This window comes from Pollutimonas bauzanensis, assembly GCF_900129885.1.
Taxonomy (GTDB): domain Bacteria; phylum Pseudomonadota; class Gammaproteobacteria; order Burkholderiales; family Burkholderiaceae_B; genus Pollutimonas; species Pollutimonas bauzanensis.
Genome location: NZ_FQXE01000002.1, coordinates 178,654 through 194,159, shown reverse-complemented (window position 1 = coordinate 194,159; position 15,506 = coordinate 178,654). Strand labels below are relative to the sequence as shown.

Annotated in this window: 19 protein-coding genes; 9 read left to right on the top strand and 10 right to left on the bottom strand. The window is 57.3% G+C overall.

All coding sequences use genetic code 11. From position 1 onward, the window contains the following. Window positions 1-37 precede the first annotated feature (37 nt). From BUB23_RS04015 to BUB23_RS03990, 5 genes are all read left to right on the top strand, one after another. On the top strand, window positions 38-646 hold the full coding sequence (locus BUB23_RS04015) for an HD domain-containing protein (protein WP_073101812.1): 609 nt from the start codon (window positions 38-40) through the stop codon (window positions 644-646). A 230-nt stretch (window positions 647-876) separates the two neighbouring features. Then, a complete protein-coding gene (locus BUB23_RS04010; RefSeq protein WP_073101811.1) occupies window positions 877-1,464 on the top strand; it encodes a TetR/AcrR family transcriptional regulator in 588 nt (195 codons plus the stop codon). A 179-nt stretch (window positions 1,465-1,643) separates the two neighbouring features. Then, a complete protein-coding gene (locus tag BUB23_RS04005) occupies window positions 1,644-2,147 on the top strand; it encodes a hypothetical protein (RefSeq protein WP_073102159.1) in 504 nt (167 codons plus the stop codon). Between the two features lie 188 nt (window positions 2,148-2,335). After that, a complete protein-coding gene (locus BUB23_RS03995) occupies window positions 2,336-2,869 on the top strand; it encodes a nuclear transport factor 2 family protein (protein WP_073101809.1) in 534 nt (177 codons plus the stop codon). A gap of 39 nt (window positions 2,870-2,908) precedes the next feature. Beyond that, on the top strand, window positions 2,909-3,211 hold the full coding sequence (locus BUB23_RS03990) for a hypothetical protein (protein WP_073101808.1): 303 nt from the start codon (window positions 2,909-2,911) through the stop codon (window positions 3,209-3,211). 15 nt (window positions 3,212-3,226) lie between these two features. Here BUB23_RS03990 and BUB23_RS03985 read toward each other — a convergent pair whose 3' ends face one another. Continuing rightward, on the bottom strand, window positions 3,227-4,060 hold the full coding sequence (locus tag BUB23_RS03985) for an oxidoreductase (protein WP_073101807.1): 834 nt from the start codon (window positions 4,058-4,060) through the stop codon (window positions 3,227-3,229). 154 nt (window positions 4,061-4,214) lie between these two features. Here BUB23_RS03985 and BUB23_RS03980 point away from each other — a divergent pair, with 154 nt between their 5' ends. After that, window positions 4,215-5,126 carry an AraC family transcriptional regulator gene (locus BUB23_RS03980; protein WP_143160876.1) on the top strand — a complete coding sequence of 304 codons (912 nt, stop codon included), beginning with the start codon at window positions 4,215-4,217 and terminating at the stop codon, window positions 5,124-5,126. Window positions 5,127-5,241: 115 nt separating this feature from the next. Here BUB23_RS03980 and map read toward each other — a convergent pair whose 3' ends face one another. The 4 genes from map to BUB23_RS03960 form a co-directional block, all read right to left on the bottom strand. Then, window positions 5,242-6,030, bottom strand: a complete 789-nt coding sequence (gene map, locus BUB23_RS03975) for a type I methionyl aminopeptidase (RefSeq protein WP_073101805.1) — start codon at window positions 6,028-6,030, stop codon at window positions 5,242-5,244. After that, on the bottom strand, window positions 6,027-6,239 hold the full coding sequence (locus BUB23_RS03970) for a ParD-like family protein (RefSeq protein WP_073102158.1): 213 nt from the start codon (window positions 6,237-6,239) through the stop codon (window positions 6,027-6,029). The genes map and BUB23_RS03970 overlap by 4 nt, the downstream gene beginning before the upstream one ends. A gap of 75 nt (window positions 6,240-6,314) precedes the next feature. Next, window positions 6,315-6,458, bottom strand: coding sequence for a hypothetical protein (locus tag BUB23_RS03965; protein WP_178372260.1), 144 nt, complete (start codon window positions 6,456-6,458; stop codon window positions 6,315-6,317). A 39-nt stretch (window positions 6,459-6,497) separates the two neighbouring features. Continuing rightward, window positions 6,498-7,205 (bottom strand): TerC family protein, encoded by a 708-nt coding sequence (locus BUB23_RS03960; protein WP_073101804.1) that lies wholly within the window; start codon window positions 7,203-7,205, stop codon window positions 6,498-6,500. A 341-nt stretch (window positions 7,206-7,546) separates the two neighbouring features. Here BUB23_RS03960 and BUB23_RS03955 point away from each other — a divergent pair, with 341 nt between their 5' ends. Continuing rightward, the gene (locus BUB23_RS03955) at window positions 7,547-8,176 is read left to right on the top strand and encodes a tRNA-uridine aminocarboxypropyltransferase (protein ID WP_073101803.1); all 630 of its coding nucleotides are present in this window, start codon (window positions 7,547-7,549) and stop codon (window positions 8,174-8,176) included. A 516-nt stretch (window positions 8,177-8,692) separates the two neighbouring features. Next, window positions 8,693-9,226 (top strand): hypothetical protein, encoded by a 534-nt coding sequence (locus BUB23_RS03950; RefSeq protein WP_143160875.1) that lies wholly within the window; start codon window positions 8,693-8,695, stop codon window positions 9,224-9,226. 271 nt (window positions 9,227-9,497) lie between these two features. Here the strand turns inward: BUB23_RS03950 and BUB23_RS27770 are convergent, their stop codons facing one another. The 5 genes from BUB23_RS27770 to BUB23_RS03925 form a co-directional block, all read right to left on the bottom strand. Then, entirely contained in the window at window positions 9,498-9,668 is a 171-nt protein-coding gene (locus BUB23_RS27770) for an ATP-binding cassette domain-containing protein (RefSeq protein WP_218598864.1), read from the bottom strand. Window positions 9,669-9,863: 195 nt separating this feature from the next. After that, window positions 9,864-10,658, bottom strand: coding sequence for a hypothetical protein (locus BUB23_RS03940; RefSeq protein ID WP_143160874.1), 795 nt, complete (start codon window positions 10,656-10,658; stop codon window positions 9,864-9,866). A 513-nt stretch (window positions 10,659-11,171) separates the two neighbouring features. Further along, window positions 11,172-11,942: a DeoR/GlpR family DNA-binding transcription regulator gene (locus tag BUB23_RS03935; protein WP_073101800.1), complete on the bottom strand. Its 771-nt coding sequence runs from the start codon at window positions 11,940-11,942 to the stop codon at window positions 11,172-11,174. Window positions 11,943-11,960: 18 nt separating this feature from the next. Next, entirely contained in the window at window positions 11,961-12,971 is a 1,011-nt protein-coding gene (gene pdxA, locus BUB23_RS03930; protein WP_073101799.1) for a 4-hydroxythreonine-4-phosphate dehydrogenase PdxA, read from the bottom strand. 18 nt (window positions 12,972-12,989) lie between these two features. Further along, a complete protein-coding gene (locus BUB23_RS03925; protein WP_073101798.1) occupies window positions 12,990-14,222 on the bottom strand; it encodes a four-carbon acid sugar kinase family protein in 1,233 nt (410 codons plus the stop codon). Between the two features lie 273 nt (window positions 14,223-14,495). Here BUB23_RS03925 and dctP point away from each other — a divergent pair, with 273 nt between their 5' ends. Beyond that, window positions 14,496-15,497, top strand: a complete 1,002-nt coding sequence (gene dctP, locus BUB23_RS03920; protein WP_143160871.1) for a TRAP transporter substrate-binding protein DctP — start codon at window positions 14,496-14,498, stop codon at window positions 15,495-15,497. The last annotated feature ends 9 nt before the right edge of the window (window positions 15,498-15,506 follow it).

Sequence of the window (15,506 nt, the reverse complement as noted above, 5' to 3'; positions counted from 1 at the left end):
CCGCATACTATGTGATCCCTTTTAGACGTAGAAAATCATGCAATTGACGGCATTGGAAAAGCAACTGAGCTTTCTGAGAGAAATAGACCGGTTGAAAACCGTCATACGGCAATCACCGCTGCTTGACCAAAGCCGCAGGGAAAATTCCGCCGAGCATTCCTGGCACTTGGCGATGTACGCCTTGATACTGAGCGAGCATGCCCGCGGGCCTGTGAACACAAATCGGGTCATACAGATGCTTTTGCTGCATGACGTCGTCGAGATAGATGTCGGCGATTTTCCGATTCACGGCGGGTCTTCAAGTGAATTGCAGGCCGAACAAGAATCCAGAGCAGCGGCGCGGTTGTTTGGCTTATTGCCAGAGCCGCAACGCAAGGAATTTCTCAGCCTGTGGCAAGAATTCGAACATGCAGAAACAGAGGACGCGAAGTTCGCGAAAGCGCTCGATCGTTTTCAGCCCCTTCTCATCAATATATTCACCGGCGGAGGGACCTGGACAGAGAACGGCGTTTCACTTGAACAGGTCTTTTCCAGGTATGGTCCTGTCATCAAAAGAGGCGCGCCTGAGCTATGGGCAGTGTGCGAGCGATGGGTAAGCCAGCATTTTTCCGGGCAAGCGGCAGGGATACCGAAGCAAGCGGATTGAGCGCACCGCAGGCATTTCATTGCGTGCTGGCGCCCGGCGATACGTACATATCGGGCCGCGGCCCGCGGCCAATTCATGTTGGATGGAATTCGAAAAATGCTGCTGAAGGGCTTGACAGTCAACCAACCAACTAGTAGATTGGCAACATCGTGCACGCAATGGACAGCGCCCGGCATATTGGGCGAATGTCGTTTTGCATGCGTATTCAACAATCCGAGTGAATTTTTCCTATGAGCGTGGAACTGTCTCCCAGAGCAGTTGAAATTGCTGAGCAAACCAAACTATTGCTCGCCGCTGGCGGTTATAACGGGTTCAGCTATGCCGATGTGTCCGATCGCGTGCATATTGGCAAGGCGAGCATTCATCATCATTTTCCGAGCAAGGCAGAGCTGGTTCAGACCGTGGTCGCGCGACACCGCGAGCAGGCCCGGGAAGGCATGGCCGCCCTCGACCGGCAACTCGATGATCCCCTGGCACGCCTCGAGGCCTACACCGGCTATTGGTCGATGTGTATACGCGAACGTACGATGTCCATCTGCATCTGCGCGATGCTGGCTGCCGAATTGCCCATAATCCCGAAAGAGATCGCGCAGGAGGTGCACGGCTACTTCGAGGACTTGACGGCCTGGCTCGCAACAGTCCTGGAAGAAGGTGCGACAAAGGGGCAATTCAATTTGCGCGACAGTGCTTTCATCGAGGCACAAACCTTTATGTCCACAATTCATGGCGCGATGCTGACCGCGCGGGCCTTCGATAAACCGGAGGTCTTCGAGACCATCTCGCGGGCGGCTATCAGCCAGCTGAGCGCGTCCGCCTGAACGCTTTATCCCGCGAATGGGGAAGCGTTCCATTTTTTTGATTCATCTACCTACCAACTAGTTGATCGTTTAATGTGGATTTCATCGTGGACCTGCAGGCGCATGTCCTTATCCATATCGCCGGCACCGCCGGCATCACATTGACGCAAGTCAGTGTTTTCACAAGGAGTCGTTGTCCTATGCCTCATCCTATTTCCGCCCTGGGCGCCTTTCATACCATCGCAAGCCTGGTGCCGCTTGGCGCGGGACTCTATGGCTTCATCCGCTACCGCAAGATCGATAGCGGCACGCAGTCCGGCAAGGTCTACCTGGCCGGACTGGCGGTGTCGGTGTTCACGTCATTCGCGCTGTCCAGCAACGGCGGCTTCAATGCCGGCCATGCTCTGGGCATCCTGGCGCTGCTAGCGATATCCGGCGCGCTATCGGTTTCACGTATATCCGTCCTGGGGCGCGCGCGGCCATATCTGTCCCAGTTCGGGTTCACATTCAGCTTCTTTCTGCTGTTGGTCCCCGGGATCAATGAAACCCTGACGCGGCTGCCTGTTGCCCATCCCCTTGCGGATGGCCCTGAATCCGACATCGTGCGCGGCACGCTGGCGGCGTGGCTGGGCATCTTTGTGCTGGGATCCGCATTGCAGTTCTGGCGGATCCGTTCGCAACGCAGGAGCGCGCGACCTGTTTAGCACGGCTCCACACCAACTGACTGGGTACAAGCACGCCAAGTATTTGATGCGGCTGGAAGTCGTCTCCGCATTCGACACCTTATGGGGTGGCCGAGGCGGCTATTGGGAAGATCGCGGATATGAGTGGTATGCGGGTATCTGACGCCGCAGGTCAGTCTCAACTTAATGAACATGAAGAGAGGTGAAATATGAGCTCCCCTGACCTGCCCGAACTAGCGCATAGGCTGCGCATTGTCGAGGACAAGCTCGCCATTTACGAGCTTATCGCATCACATCCGCCAAGCGCTGATACTGGCGCTGCCGGATACACGATGTCGGTCTATCGTGAGGACGGCGTGTTCGATCGTGGTCCGGCGTTGGACGGCGCCAAAGGCGCGGCGGAGATCGCGGCGTTCATACAGCGGCCCGAGCATGATGAAGCTATCCGCGGCGGGTTGGCTCACTTCGCCGGCCTGCCTCTTGTCGACTTGCGGGGCGATGTCGCCGTCGTAACTTCCTACCTCATGATTGTTCACGTCGACCATGAGGGCGAACCCCGCGATTTGCCCAACCATGGCGTATCGACGGGATATCGGATCCATCGCGCCGTTGTGAATCGCTGGGAACTCGAACGGTGCGATAGCCGGTGGATCATTAAAAAACGGACGCTTCTGCCTGCCGATGGATCGAACATCCACCAGGAACTGCTACGCAAGGGATTGAACGAGCTGCATTTTCCCTAGCTTGAAGAATTGCAACGAACACTTTAGGAGCACATACATATGCACACCAACACCAATCCCGAGTCCACCGTCCTCTCCAATCCCGGCGCAGCGAGCGGGCCGATGACGCAAGCGTGCAACGTTCCGATAGACCGCCGGCAGGGCCTCGGGGAGTTGGAAAGTATGCTTGACGACGATGAAGCCCTGGAAGGTGTCGAGGCGTGGCTGAACCAGCAGGAACTTGGGATCAATATGGGTTCGCGCGGCTCTGAGATCAACGCTGACATGTTCATGGAGTCGTCGGCGGGCTGGTTGCTACGCCTGGTCCGGCATGCCCGCGCTGCGCTGGCCGCCTGGTCATGACAGCGCTGATCCCCTTCAGTCGTCCGTCGAGACCGTGACAGCCTCCCACGCTCCGATTTCGCTCTCCAGCGCCGACAATTTTTCCCGCACGAGCCGGAGCGCATCGCTACCGAGCAGAAGATGCGCGGGCGGGCGATCCGAAGCAATGGCGGCGAGCATCGCGCGCGCCGCTTTGCGGGGGTCTCCCAATTGCTTGCCGCTTTTCTCCTCGCGGGCTTTGCGAATAGGGTCGAAGATATCGTCATAATCTGAAATCGAGCGGGGCGTGCGCTTCATCGAGCGGCCCGCCCAGTCGGTGCGGAACGAGCCCGGGGCCACGGCAGTCACGGCGATGCCGAAGCGGCCGACCTCCTTGCCTAGCGCCTCTGAAATGCCTTCCAGCGCGAATTTACTCCCGCAGTAATAAGCGATACCGGGCATGGTGATATAAGCGCCCATCGACGTGATATTCAGGATGTGGCCACGTCGGCGCGCGCGCATGAAGGGCAGGACGGCCTTCATCATGGCGACCGCGCCAAATACATTCACATCGAACTGTCGGCGCATTTCCGGCAAAGGGGATTCTTCCATGATGCCCTCGTGCCCGTAGCCGGCATTATTGACCAGGACATCGATGGGGCCCACACTCGCCTCGATTTCCGCCACCACGCGGTCGATGGCGTCGAAGTCGGTGACGTCAAGCGCGCGACCAAAGGCACTATCCGCAGACAAGGACTCGAAATCATGCTTTGCCCGAGCGCTCCTCACAGTGCCTACGACTTTGTGACCTGCCGCCAGCGCTTCTTGCGCGAGTGCGCGGCCCAAGCCGCTGCTGACGCCAGTAATGAGCAGGGTTTTTCCGGATGCCATTGAAGTTTCTCCCATATCTTGATACTGGAGTGCATACTAATCTTATAATCCAGGCTGGATAAGCCATATTTCGCTGATTTTCTTGCATAAAACTATGATCACCGGGTGCGCCTCCATTCGGGATCGGGATCTGCCATCTCGCAGCCAGCAACGCATGGCTGCGCTGCTGCGCGCATTGGCTCCCGAGGAGGGCTACAACCTGACAGCACTGCCGGGCGTTCGCATCCTGCGTTCGAACCGGGCGCTGTCGCGCACGCCGGTTCTGTACGATCCCGGCGTCGTGATCGTATGCCAGGGCCGCAAGCGAGGCTACTTCGGCGATCAGCTCTATCTTTACGACGAGCGTCACTATCTCGCCGTGTCCGTGCCCGTGCCGTTCAGCATGGAAACCGACGCAACGCCAGAGTGTCCGCTGCTGGCACTGTATCTGCACCTTGATTTCACGATAGCCGCCGAACTGGCGGAGCAGATCGACCGCGTAGGCATGGCGGAGCACATGCAGGCGCCTCAGAGCATGATGTCCACGCCGATGGATGATGCGATGCAGGCATCCGTATTGCGCTTCCTCGAGGCGATGCATCGACCGCTTGAAGCCGCTGTGCTGGGCCCAGGGCTGCTGCGCGAACTGTATTTCCGTGTACTCTCCGGAGCCCAGGGAAGCTCGATGAGGCAAGCTTTGGCGATGCGAGGACAGTTCGGCCGGATAGGGAAATCAATACGCCTCATCCATGCCGGCTACACGCAGCACCTGGATGTAGCGCAACTGGCCGAAGAAGCAGGCATGAGCGTTCCAAGCTTCCACAGCCACTTCAAAGCGGTTACGCACGTGTCGCCGATGCAGTACGTGAAGTCGACGCGTCTGCACCAGGCGCGCCTGTTGATGGTGCGCCAGGACCTGACTGCGGAGGCGGCGAGTCACGCCGTGGGTTACACGAGCCCGTCACAATTCAGCAGGGAATTCAAGCGTCTGTTTGGTTTGACGCCGGCGGCGGAGGCGAACCGCATGCGCGAAAGCTTCGCCATCCCGGCGGTATTCCCCGATGCAACTTTTGTCTCGTCGCACTGATCCCGCCGTACTGCGTTTGGCGCGTTTTATGCTGCCATGGCCGCTTTTGTCAACGGCACGCTCTGACCTGCCGCGCGACGACGCATCGATTACTTGATTGGTATGGATGCTGACTCTATGTTGGCGCCTTCATCTTGCTGATCATGCCTGATTCGTCGGGACGTAAGGTCAATACGGATACGCCGGAAGCTGTAACCGCAACGGTGTGCTCGAACTGTGCGGAAAGGGACCCGTCTCTCGTCACAACAGTCCAACCATCGGCCTCAGTTCTTACGCTGCGCCCGCCTTGATTGAGCATAGGCTCGATCGTGAAAACCATGCCCTCACGAAGCGCGAGGCCAGTTCTAGGCTTTCCATAGTGCAGAACCTGTGGTTCCTCGTGCATCTCCCGGCCGATACCGTGTCCAGTATATTCACGCACCACGGAATAGCCATTTCGCTTGGCATGGCGTTCGATCGCATAGCCAACGTCCCCGAGCCGCGCCCCCGGGCGAACCGCCAGTATGCCCTTCCACATGGCTTCGTAGGTGGTCTGGACCAGCCTCCTGGCGGCCAGGTTTACTTCGCCAACGAGATAAGTTTTGCTGGAGTCTGCGATATAGCCGTTCTTTTCGAGCGTGATGTCGAAATTAACGATGTCGCCATTCCGCAGGACTTTGGATTGCGATGGAACGCCATGGCAGACCACATCATTCACTGAAGAATTCAAGGAAAACGCGTAGCCATACTGGCCTTTGCTTGCTGGTCGTGACTGGAGATCGTGGATGATGAATTCCTCGATCATTTCATTGATCTGGAGTGTCGACATGCCGGCGAGTGAGATTTTATCCAATAGCCCGAATGCGGACGCCAGCAGCCGGCCGGATTCGGCGAGCAACGCGAGCTCCTGCGCTTGCTTGATCATGCCTCACTCATAGCCACTGGCTGAGCGGAAACACCCGCGGAACTAAGTTCAAGCTTCATGATTTCATTGAAACTGAGCGTTGGATTGGTCTCGCACAGCATGCCGATCTTGATCCAATAGCCGGCCTGCGCATTGATTGAACGGCACGATACTTTAATGGCTCTGCGCACCTGCTCGTGCAAATCATCATCGATGTTTACGATACCCATCAGTTTCTCCGTATATGATATGTATATGGTCAGTATACTCTCCATATAGAAAAAGGAAAGGGGGGGCCACCTATGCTACGCCGGGAACTCGGTAAAGCATGGCAACAGATCAGTCAGCGGATGAATGGCATCCTCCCGCGCGGGCGCGCCGCGGGTTTCGTCCAGAATCGCATCAATCAAGGTCAGGGCGCGATCGTAGGCCGCCTCATCGGGCGGCAAGGGGCTGCGCGCCCGCCTGCCGCCGTTGCAACGCTGCCGTTATGCCTCGGCCATCGTAGCGCGCTTGCGTTGCGCGAACCAGCGGCCGGCGGCCACGATCAGCAAGGCTCCGATCACTTCCGCAGCGAGCTTCATGCCGCCGGAGGGCTGACCGAACTGCTCGACGATGTAGATGTCGGTAATGAGCATGCCCCCCGCAATCCAGCCCAGCAGCGCCGCGCCGAAGGTGACGACCAATGGGAAGCGATCAATCAGCTTCAGCACCAGGGTGCTGCCCCACACAATGATGGGCACGCTGATGAGCAGGCCGAATATGACCAGGCCCATCTGATGCTCCGGGTCCGCCGACTGAGCCGCGCCGGCAATGGCGATGACGTTGTCCAGGCTCATGACAAAGTCAGCCACGATGATGGTTTTTACAGCGGCGAACACTGAAGCGCCGCCGCTGATATTGCCGTGCGCGTCGTCGTCCGGGATCAACAGTTTGATACCGACCCACAGCAGCAATATAGCGCCTACGATCTTCAGGAACGGCACGGCAAGCAGCGTCATGGCAAAGGCGATAAGCGCAACGCGCAGACCGATGGCGCCAGCCGTGCCCCACAAAATGCCTTGCATGCGCTGCTTGCGCGGCAAGTTCCGGCAGGCCAGCGCGATCACTACCGCATTGTCGCCACCCAGCAATATGTCGATCAGAATAATCTGAAAGACCGCCGCCCAGCTTAGTGTTTGCAAAAATTCAAGCATCAGTTACCCTCTGGATAGAAAAGACATTAGTACAGGGAAACGGATCTGGCCGGTTTTTGAGCCTTGCCCGCATGGCGTCCGGAGCTTGGCCGGCGCGGCGAAGACACAATAAAAATGGCCTGTTCCGTCAGGACACAGGCCACAGCTATTGCTGGAGATTCACCTTGCCCTTGATGGCAAGGTCTTGCTTGCAACATGTGATGTTGCCCGGGCACCGGGCGCTTGCGATGTAATGCAAGACTGCCGTAATGACGATGCGTCGGAAGAAAGCTACTCCCCTTGATAGGCGCTAGTATAAAAGCACCCGGTATAAAGTCAAGCCAGGCAGTATCATCCAAGCCATGTCAGAACAGAAATCTTTATCCCGGCCCCGTTGCGCTCGCTGTCTAAGGCCTATGTCACATTGCCTGTGCGCTCATATAACCGTGGCGCCCAACCGCACGCGGATTCTGATCCTGCAGCATCCCGACGAGCAAAAACACCCGTTGAATACGGCGCGCTTGGCGGTGTTGGGATTGGCGCATGCCGAGTTGTTGGTGGGCGAGCACTTTCCGCAATTGAACGGCATCATTTCAGCGGCAGCCTCCGTGTTCCTGTTGTTTCCGACAAAGAACGCGGCCCTGTCGCAGCCGCTGCTTGCTTCCCGGGCGGGCGAGTCATCGCTGTTGATCGTGCCCGACGGAACATGGCGCAAGGCGCGCAAGATCATGCATGCGAATCCTGTATTGGGCGCTCTGCCGCGCCTGAGCCTGCCTATCGGCGAGCCATCTGAATATCGGGTGCGCAGGGCTCGCGAACCCGCGGCGGTATCCACCATTGAAGCCATCGTTCGTGCGTTGACGGTGCTGGAGCCCGAGCGCGATTTCCAGCCGGTCTTGAAACCGTTCAAGGCGCTTGTCGATCGGCAAATTCAGGCCATGGGGGCGGATCTGTACCGGCGTAATTATTCGGATCGATCGCCTGTGCGCTGATGCAGGTCCATGCGTTGGGCAACAGCCGCACGCCAGAAATAGGTCCCGCTTATAGACAGCGCCACAGTTTTTCTTGAGATCGATATATGCTGCCCGCTCCATCGGGCAGATCAGGCCGTACTGCCGAAGCTTATCCTGGAGAGCATGGCTTGCCCCGGGTCTTTCACCTGCCGACACGGAAGCTCATGGATGAAGCGATGCTCCATGAGCACCTACTCTTTTGGATAGGTGTCAATTTGTGCCTCTGAAGCCCCGGATCGATGGAAATAGCAGTGCGAAGACGCCTCAATTCATAATATCGCTGCAGGTGCAACGGTGTAGCATCAGAAAAAATTCAACCCCATGGAGCTTATAACATGCACAACACCATGTATTTAGTGCATCGAGCCATTCGCTGGGGATCGTCGTTTCCGACTGTATTCGTGAATGGCGACGTTGTGGTCTGGTTTGCTCTTCCCGCTCCATAAATAGGATTTTCAACACTAGCCGAAGGCACCAAGCATTTTAAGGAAAGTCATGAGTTCATCCATTCAATCGATATCGTCTGCCACGCTGCCATCCATTAGCCAAAATAGTAAAAAGGCTCCGACTTCGCGTTTTACTATTCCGGAAATACGCCCCCAACAACAGAATGGTGCAGAATCAACGGTTGTCAATATTTCCACAAAAAGCCAACAAAACTCGACAAGCGTGGCGCTGCAAAACGGCAGCTTCTCGCCGGAGATGATGGCGCATATGAAAGGAAATGATAATCTGGGCAAATACTTGAAAGACGTGGTCTATAACGATGATGCGTCGGATGCCCTCGTGGATTTAACAGACTATATGAACGGAGGCCCGATACGCTACACAAAAACTGGCGAACCGGTTACCGCCGAAAGCGAGGCATATTTCAATAAGACCGGGCAACTGTACAGGTCGCAAAAAATCGCGCTTTACGAGACCGAAATGAAGAAAGGTACAGCTTTGGATGAGATATACCAAAAATTGGCCGATTTGACGGCACAGCAACCAGAGCGATTTCTTGGAATGAAAGGTTATATCGGCTAAGGCAGGGTATGAGCGTGTCAGCGCATTTTTACATGGTTGCTGCGATCTACCGCAGCGAATGATTGCAGTCTGGCTTTGCCGTGAAAAACACGGGCAAACTGGTTGACCTTTTATGCAAGCAATGGGAAATTGCGCCCCGTCAGAACCTGAACCGCTATCCCTAGTAGCGATACAGAGCTTTCTGGAAGTGCATGGCGCCTCCGCGCAGAAGCGGTAGCTTTCAAGAAGTAATTTATCGATCGCCGAGCAGGCTCGGTCAAGGGCTCTCCGACTATAGAGCCCGCGCAATAGCGACACGCTGACGTTGTCCGCCAGACAAGTCAGCGGGCAAGTAATGGGTACGGTCAGACAGTCCTACGCGCTCCAATTGGTTATGCGCAGCCTCGTGCGTTGACCCATGGGAATTGACAATGAAACGTCGTGTAGAACTGGTAGCGAGCACGCACCTGTATCATAGGCATGCGTGATGTCTTGTAATTGAATCAGGTCCTTGCTTGGTTCATCACGGTTGATGTCTTTACCCATGCTTTCGGTTTCCGGGGTCCTTTCCTTCAGGCTCACCATAGCGGTGAATGCTGAGTAGCGTCGGGCATTGCGAAAACAATTGGCAACTTAATCAAGCTTCCAGGTTATTCCATTACGCATTGAAAGACGATTTGAGTGTGGCGTTAGCGTCCTTGCTTTGGCTTATCTGCTTGAAGTCCAGTTCAGCCCCCAGCCCCAATATAGAAGAAAGCTCTTCCAGCGATTCGGAACTGCCGCCAGCGAGAATTCTAGATCGCAGTTGTGCTTCATAATCTGCTGGGAATTGCATGGCCTGATCTATAGCAGGCAAGGACTTATAAAATTTAAGTACATCAAGAAGCGAATCGACAACCTTACCGGTGCGATTGTATTCATCTACTATTTTGGCGCAGAGTATTCTTCTCTGTGCTTCGTCTTGGTCATAGGCCTCGCACCAGGCGGCCCGGCGCTCATTCACTGTGAAGGTGCCGCTCTCGTCGTAAGCGATAAGAGAGAGTTGCTCACGGTTCATGCCCTTGAACGGATTGGGGCCTTCAAGATTGGCGAAAGCGGTTGCTTGCTGTGCACGTGCCAGGTGGAGAGGATCATCGGTCTTGGGGACTTCAGCGTCGTGAATTGTCTTTTTGGCCCAGTAATCGGGCCCGACTATGATGTCAGTGAGGGCCTTGCCCTTCGTTGCAAGCTCCTGACGAGTCATGCTGGTGTCTCTTGCAGCAGCCCGACTCGCCGCCTCGCTCAATTGTTGTGCCAATGATGAAAACGCTACTGTTTGCTTGCCTGGACTAACAGCCTCGTTTGCAGCGTGAACAGGTGCCGGCATACCATCTGCGGCCCGCTGCATGGTGTCGGCTGTGCGCGAATTGCTTCGCGTTTCAGTCATTGGATTCGGAATATTAATGGTAGTCATAGCAAATCATCCACTTGAAACTCTTGCAACGTCTTTTAAATTTAAGCTCTTGACTTTTCGTGCCAAACTCTCGGGTCATAGGTTGATGGTGTATCACATTTGGCATTATTTTGTTATAGGCTGCAGATACTTCACCGTGTGCACACCATGAAGTATCGCTTGAACATTGAATAGCGTAATGGACAAGTTAGGCGCTAACTACTGCATGGTGAACTCAACCGCCCAAGCATGAGTAGTGACGTTGGTGGGGATGTAATCGTTGCCGCGCAAATTGCGCCGCCAGATCCAGTAGCGCTCTTGGTCCAATTGCGCACTAGAGCGGCGAGAAGTCATAGCTGCACAGGTGGCGAGGGTCATTGCTCTCAGCCACCCGTTTGTGTCGCCACCTGCTTACAGGTATCCCGCGCCGTCAACTGAGCATGTGCGTCAGGCCAGTATCCCCTTTGCGCATGGCGTCGCGCTAGGCAGGCTGCTTGCCGATGCGTTCCTGCATGTGGCGCCTGGCATTCAGCATCAAGCGACCAACACCGACACATTTTCCAGTTCTCGGAAGGCGGCCAACTGCTCCGGGCTGGCGTCGGCATCGGTAATCAGCGTCCAGGGCCGGCTTAGTGGCGTCCAGGCTTGCTGGCCGGCGAAGTTCAGCTTCGATGAATCGGCCAGCACGAATACAGCGTCGCCCTGTTCCATCATCTTTTCTTTCAGATACGCTTGATCCTGGCTGGCTTCGCAAAGGCCGCGACTGGCAACAATACCGTCGGCACCCAGAAAGACTTTATCGGCGCTAAGGCGGCCCAGCGCCAGCTCGGCAAGCGGACCCACCGCGCCCATGCTCAATTTGCGTACCTCGCCGCCCAGCATCGTCAAGCGGATGTCAGGATCTTTGGCAAGGATGGTCAGCACTTCGATGTTATTGGTGATTACATGCAGGTCGCCGCGCCCGATGAGCAGTCGCGCCAGCGCGGCGGTCGTTGTGCCGGCGTCCAGGATCAGGGTGTCGCCGTCCTCGATCTGCTGGGCCGCCAGTGCCGCTATGGCTTCCTTTTGCGGCCGCTGAATATGCATGCGCTCGTTCAGCGTATGTTCCTTGCGCTCATGGCTGACGAAGGCGGCACCGCCATAGGTGCGCAGCAATCTGCCTTCGGCGGCCAGTTTATTCAGGTCGCGCCGCGCGGTCGAAACGGACACACCCAGGTGGCGGCTTAATTCGTCGACATCGACAACGTCCTTGTGGACCAGATCTAGGATGCGCTGCTGGCGCTCACGGGTTTTTGACGACGACATGGCTGTATTCCGCTACCTTCATGCTTTGTTTTCAGCGATTTTACCGGCCGCCAGTTCTGTGGCGATACGCAGCGCTTCCAGCATGCTGCGCTCGTCGGCGATCCCTTTGCCGGCAATATCGAAAGCGGTGCCATGGTCGACGGAGGAGCGTATTACCGGAAGCCCGACGGTGACGTTGACACCGCTTTCCAGGCCCATGACCTTCACGGGACTATGTCCTTGATCGTGGTACATCGCAACGACCAGATCGAAGTCTCCGCGCGCGGCCCGGAAGAACAAGGTGTCGGCGGGCAGCGGGCCCTGTACATCGCGCCCCAGCGCCTGCTGCTCCAGGATCGCGGGAATGATTTTCTGCTCTTCTTCGCCGTTGCCGAACAGGCCGTTTTCCCCCGCATGAGGATTGATGCCGCATACGCCAATGCGCGGCTGCGCTATGCCTGCGCTGAGCAGCGTGTTGTACCCCCGCTCTATCGTGCGGCTTACCAGGCCGGGCTCGATCTTGCGGATGGCATCGAGCAGGCCGATATGGGTGGTGACATGTATGACGCGGAGTGTGGGGGCGACGAGCATCATCGATACTTCCGGTGTGCCGGTAAGCTGCGCCAACAGTTCGGTATGCCCCGGATAGATATGCCCGGCCGCATGCAGTGCCTCTTTATTCAGCGGCGCGGTGCAGATGGCGTCGATTTTGTGGCGCATCGCCAATTCGACTGCGCAAGCAATATAGCGATAGGCGGCGTCGCCGCATAAGGCGGAGAGCTCGCCGAAAGGAAGGTCTTTTGGAATCAGGCCGAGGTCCATGCAGTCGACCGTGCCATGTGTGTATGCGGCATCTTCGATTTGCTTGATGGCGCGAAACTGCAGGGGGCTGTCCGTTAGCTGAGCCGCTGTTTGCAGCCGCTCCAGATCGCCGATGACCAGGGGGCGGCAGTTTCGGTACAGGTCTGCGTGGGCCAGGCTTTTGACGATGACTTCCGGGCCGACGCCCGCGGCGTCTCCCATGGTGATGGCAATAATCGGTCGGTGCATAAGAATCCTTTGTAATGTTTAGTGGCGCAGTGCGTCGTAGCAGCGAACCAATGTTTGTGTGTCGCCGAAAGCGCCGGCCTTGGTGATGACCGCCAGCGGCCGCGCGCCGGTGCCCAGCGATATCGGCACGCCTTCTTCGACTTCGCCGGCAAGGCGCAGCGCTGTGATTCCGACGGCGTCGAGTACAGCCCTGGCCGTCTCGCCGCCGGTGGCAATGATGGCGGCCAGCCCGGCCGCATGAGGAGCGATCAGGCGGCCCAGGGCCAGGCACAGCAGCGAGCCTGCGGCGGGGTTCAGGCGACTGTCGCCGCACACGGCTATCATCACATCACCGCTGCGCAAGGCGGCAGTCAAGCTATCGCGCAGCGTGAGCCAATCGGGATGGGCTTCGCCCGCGGCCAGCGTGTCGGAAGAGGCGCTTACAAGCTGCACAGGCCGTTGATCATTCAGTTGCCGGACTTGATTTGCGCTGATATCAGACATGCTGCCCACCACCGTCAGAACCCGGCCGGTTGCCGCCGGCAACGCAATATCGGATGCCTTGCCTGCTTGTATTAGCGTAGCGGCAACATATTCCATCAAGCCGGCGGAGCCGGCCCAGAAGTGTGGCGCAGGCAGCCTGGAGGATGCCCGGGCAATGGCTTGCAGATCGCTGGCTGCTTCGGCGTCGCACACCAGCACCTGCGTCCCCGCGCGGGCGCTTGCCAGGAACTGTTCCCGCAGCGATGCCGTCGACTGGCGAACGCAGGACAGCGGAATACCGACGGCCTGCAAACCTTCGGCGCGCATCATCTGCACGATATCGGCCGTTCCGCTCAAGCCTATGTTTCGCCAGATCTCGGTTTCCGACACGGCAGTGCCGTGTACTTGTTGTTGTCCGGCTACGGTTCGTCGGCCAGTTGCGGGAAATGCAGGTGCCAGGATAGCCATGCCGGCCAGGCGTATCGTGGCGGCGATCTCGGCACCGATGTTGCCCCGCAGGGTAGAGTCCACCTTTTTGTACAGCGGGGTGGACGGTGTGAGATGGCGCCGCAGTATTCGCCGATGGAGATCCGCCGCCAGGGCGGGCCGCAGGTTGCGTGAATTGGCGTCCAGAGCCACGGCCTGCATATTTCCCCCTGCGTTACTGAGGCAGCCCATGCCGGCCAGGGGATTCAGCAGGGCGGACGCCGGCATTCCCAGGCGGCGGCAGGCATTGGCGCAGTCGGCCGCGCCCGTCAAGTCGTCTGCCAGGATCAACAGGGACGTCATGGATGCATCTTCCTTGGCCGCAGATACGGTGAGGTGGGAATCCCATTCAAGGCAGGATATGGCCGCGAGGCCCTGGATGAAAAATTCAAAATTAGGCGTTCTGGTGATAGGTAATGACCGATACGAGCAATTATAGGGCAGGAGTTTAGCGATATGTTCAATTATTGACCGAAACAGTCAAAACTTATTGACACTGGAAAGGCGGTCGTGCGACGATGCGCAAAACGCTATTTGTATAGCGCCATCCCCGAAGATGGCCGCAAGGAGACACGCATGACCATTTCACCCCGCTTGCTATCGCTGGGTGCCGCCGCTGCGGCGCTCACGTTCTCCGCGGCCGTTGCGGCCGCAGACTTCAATTGGAAGTTCTACACTTACTTCGCGCCGAATGACAAGCCGACCTTGTTGCACAAGGCCTTTGCCGAAGATGTCAGCAAGGCCAGCAACGATCGCCTGCGCATCCAGGTTTACGCCTCTGGCGAATTGCCTTACAAGGCATCAGACGTATTGCGTTCCGTGGCACGCAATCAAGTTCAAATCGGCGATGTGGCCTTCGGGTTTGTGGCCGGCGACGTGCCGCAGCTTAATGCGCTGTCGATGCCGTTTTCCTGCACCTCCATCGACAAGTTCTACGACAATGCCGCTCCCAACATGGAAAAGGACATCAACGAAGTGTTGGGCGGCAAATTCAAGACTCAATCCATCATGCAATGGGTGATGCCGCCTCAGCAACTCTGGCTGACCAATCCTGTTTCGGGCATCGATGGGCTGAAGAATCTTAAAGTAAGGGCCTGGAACCGCGAGCAGGTAGATATGATGGCCGCCCTGGGCGGCGCCGGTGTAACGGTTACGCCGGCTGAAGTCATCCCGTCGCTGCAGCGCGGCGTTGTGAATGGCGCCTTTACGGCGGCGGTTCCGGCGCTGGATTGGAAATTCTACGAAGTGACCAAAATGGGCTATATGCTCAACCTTACCCTGGCACACCAGGCCATGGTGGTCAACCAGAAGGCCATGCACGAACTGCCTGGCGACCTGCAGAAACTGCTGCTGGATAAAGCGCAAGAGTGGGCGCCGAAATACCGGGCCGCCATGATCGAGGCCGACCGCGAGGCCCGCAAGCAGCTGCAGGAAAAAGGCATGACGCTCATGGATGTCAGCCCGGCCGACATGGAAAAGCTGCGCGCTGCCACCCAGCCCATAGGCGAGGCGTGGGCGGCCAAGAACGGCCCGATGGCCAGCAAGATGTTGGCCGGTGCCATAGATGCCTGCAAATAAGCACGGCCA

What these genes read in the sequence shown, in the direction of transcription:
- BUB23_RS04015 (WP_073101812.1), top strand. Translation starts at nt 38, where the DNA reads ATGCAATTGACGGCATTGGAAAAGCAACTGAGCTTTCTGAGAGAAATA.
- BUB23_RS03955 (WP_073101803.1), top strand. Translation starts at nt 7,547, where the DNA reads ATGTCAGAACAGAAATCTTTATCCCGGCCCCGTTGCGCTCGCTGTCTA.
- BUB23_RS03960 (WP_073101804.1), bottom strand. Translation starts at nt 7,205, where the DNA reads ATGCTTGAATTTTTGCAAACACTAAGCTGGGCGGCGGTCTTTCAGATT.
- BUB23_RS03950 (WP_143160875.1), top strand. Translation starts at nt 8,693, where the DNA reads ATGAGTTCATCCATTCAATCGATATCGTCTGCCACGCTGCCATCCATT.
- map (WP_073101805.1), bottom strand. Translation starts at nt 6,030, where the DNA reads ATGATCAAGCAAGCGCAGGAGCTCGCGTTGCTCGCCGAATCCGGCCGG.
- BUB23_RS04005 (WP_073102159.1), top strand. Translation starts at nt 1,644, where the DNA reads ATGCCTCATCCTATTTCCGCCCTGGGCGCCTTTCATACCATCGCAAGC.
- BUB23_RS03940 (WP_143160874.1), bottom strand. Translation starts at nt 10,658, where the DNA reads ATGACTACCATTAATATTCCGAATCCAATGACTGAAACGCGAAGCAAT.
- BUB23_RS03970 (WP_073102158.1), bottom strand. Translation starts at nt 6,239, where the DNA reads ATGGGTATCGTAAACATCGATGATGATTTGCACGAGCAGGTGCGCAGA.
- BUB23_RS04010 (WP_073101811.1), top strand. Translation starts at nt 877, where the DNA reads ATGAGCGTGGAACTGTCTCCCAGAGCAGTTGAAATTGCTGAGCAAACC.
- BUB23_RS03985 (WP_073101807.1), bottom strand. Translation starts at nt 4,060, where the DNA reads ATGGCATCCGGAAAAACCCTGCTCATTACTGGCGTCAGCAGCGGCTTG.
- BUB23_RS03980 (WP_143160876.1), top strand. Translation starts at nt 4,215, where the DNA reads ATGGCTGCGCTGCTGCGCGCATTGGCTCCCGAGGAGGGCTACAACCTG.
- BUB23_RS03935 (WP_073101800.1), bottom strand. Translation starts at nt 11,942, where the DNA reads ATGTCGTCGTCAAAAACCCGTGAGCGCCAGCAGCGCATCCTAGATCTG.
- dctP (WP_143160871.1), top strand. Translation starts at nt 14,496, where the DNA reads ATGACCATTTCACCCCGCTTGCTATCGCTGGGTGCCGCCGCTGCGGCG.
- pdxA (WP_073101799.1), bottom strand. Translation starts at nt 12,971, where the DNA reads ATGCACCGACCGATTATTGCCATCACCATGGGAGACGCCGCGGGCGTC.
- BUB23_RS03990 (WP_073101808.1), top strand. Translation starts at nt 2,909, where the DNA reads ATGCACACCAACACCAATCCCGAGTCCACCGTCCTCTCCAATCCCGGC.
- BUB23_RS03995 (WP_073101809.1), top strand. Translation starts at nt 2,336, where the DNA reads ATGAGCTCCCCTGACCTGCCCGAACTAGCGCATAGGCTGCGCATTGTC.
- BUB23_RS03925 (WP_073101798.1), bottom strand. Translation starts at nt 14,222, where the DNA reads ATGACGTCCCTGTTGATCCTGGCAGACGACTTGACGGGCGCGGCCGAC.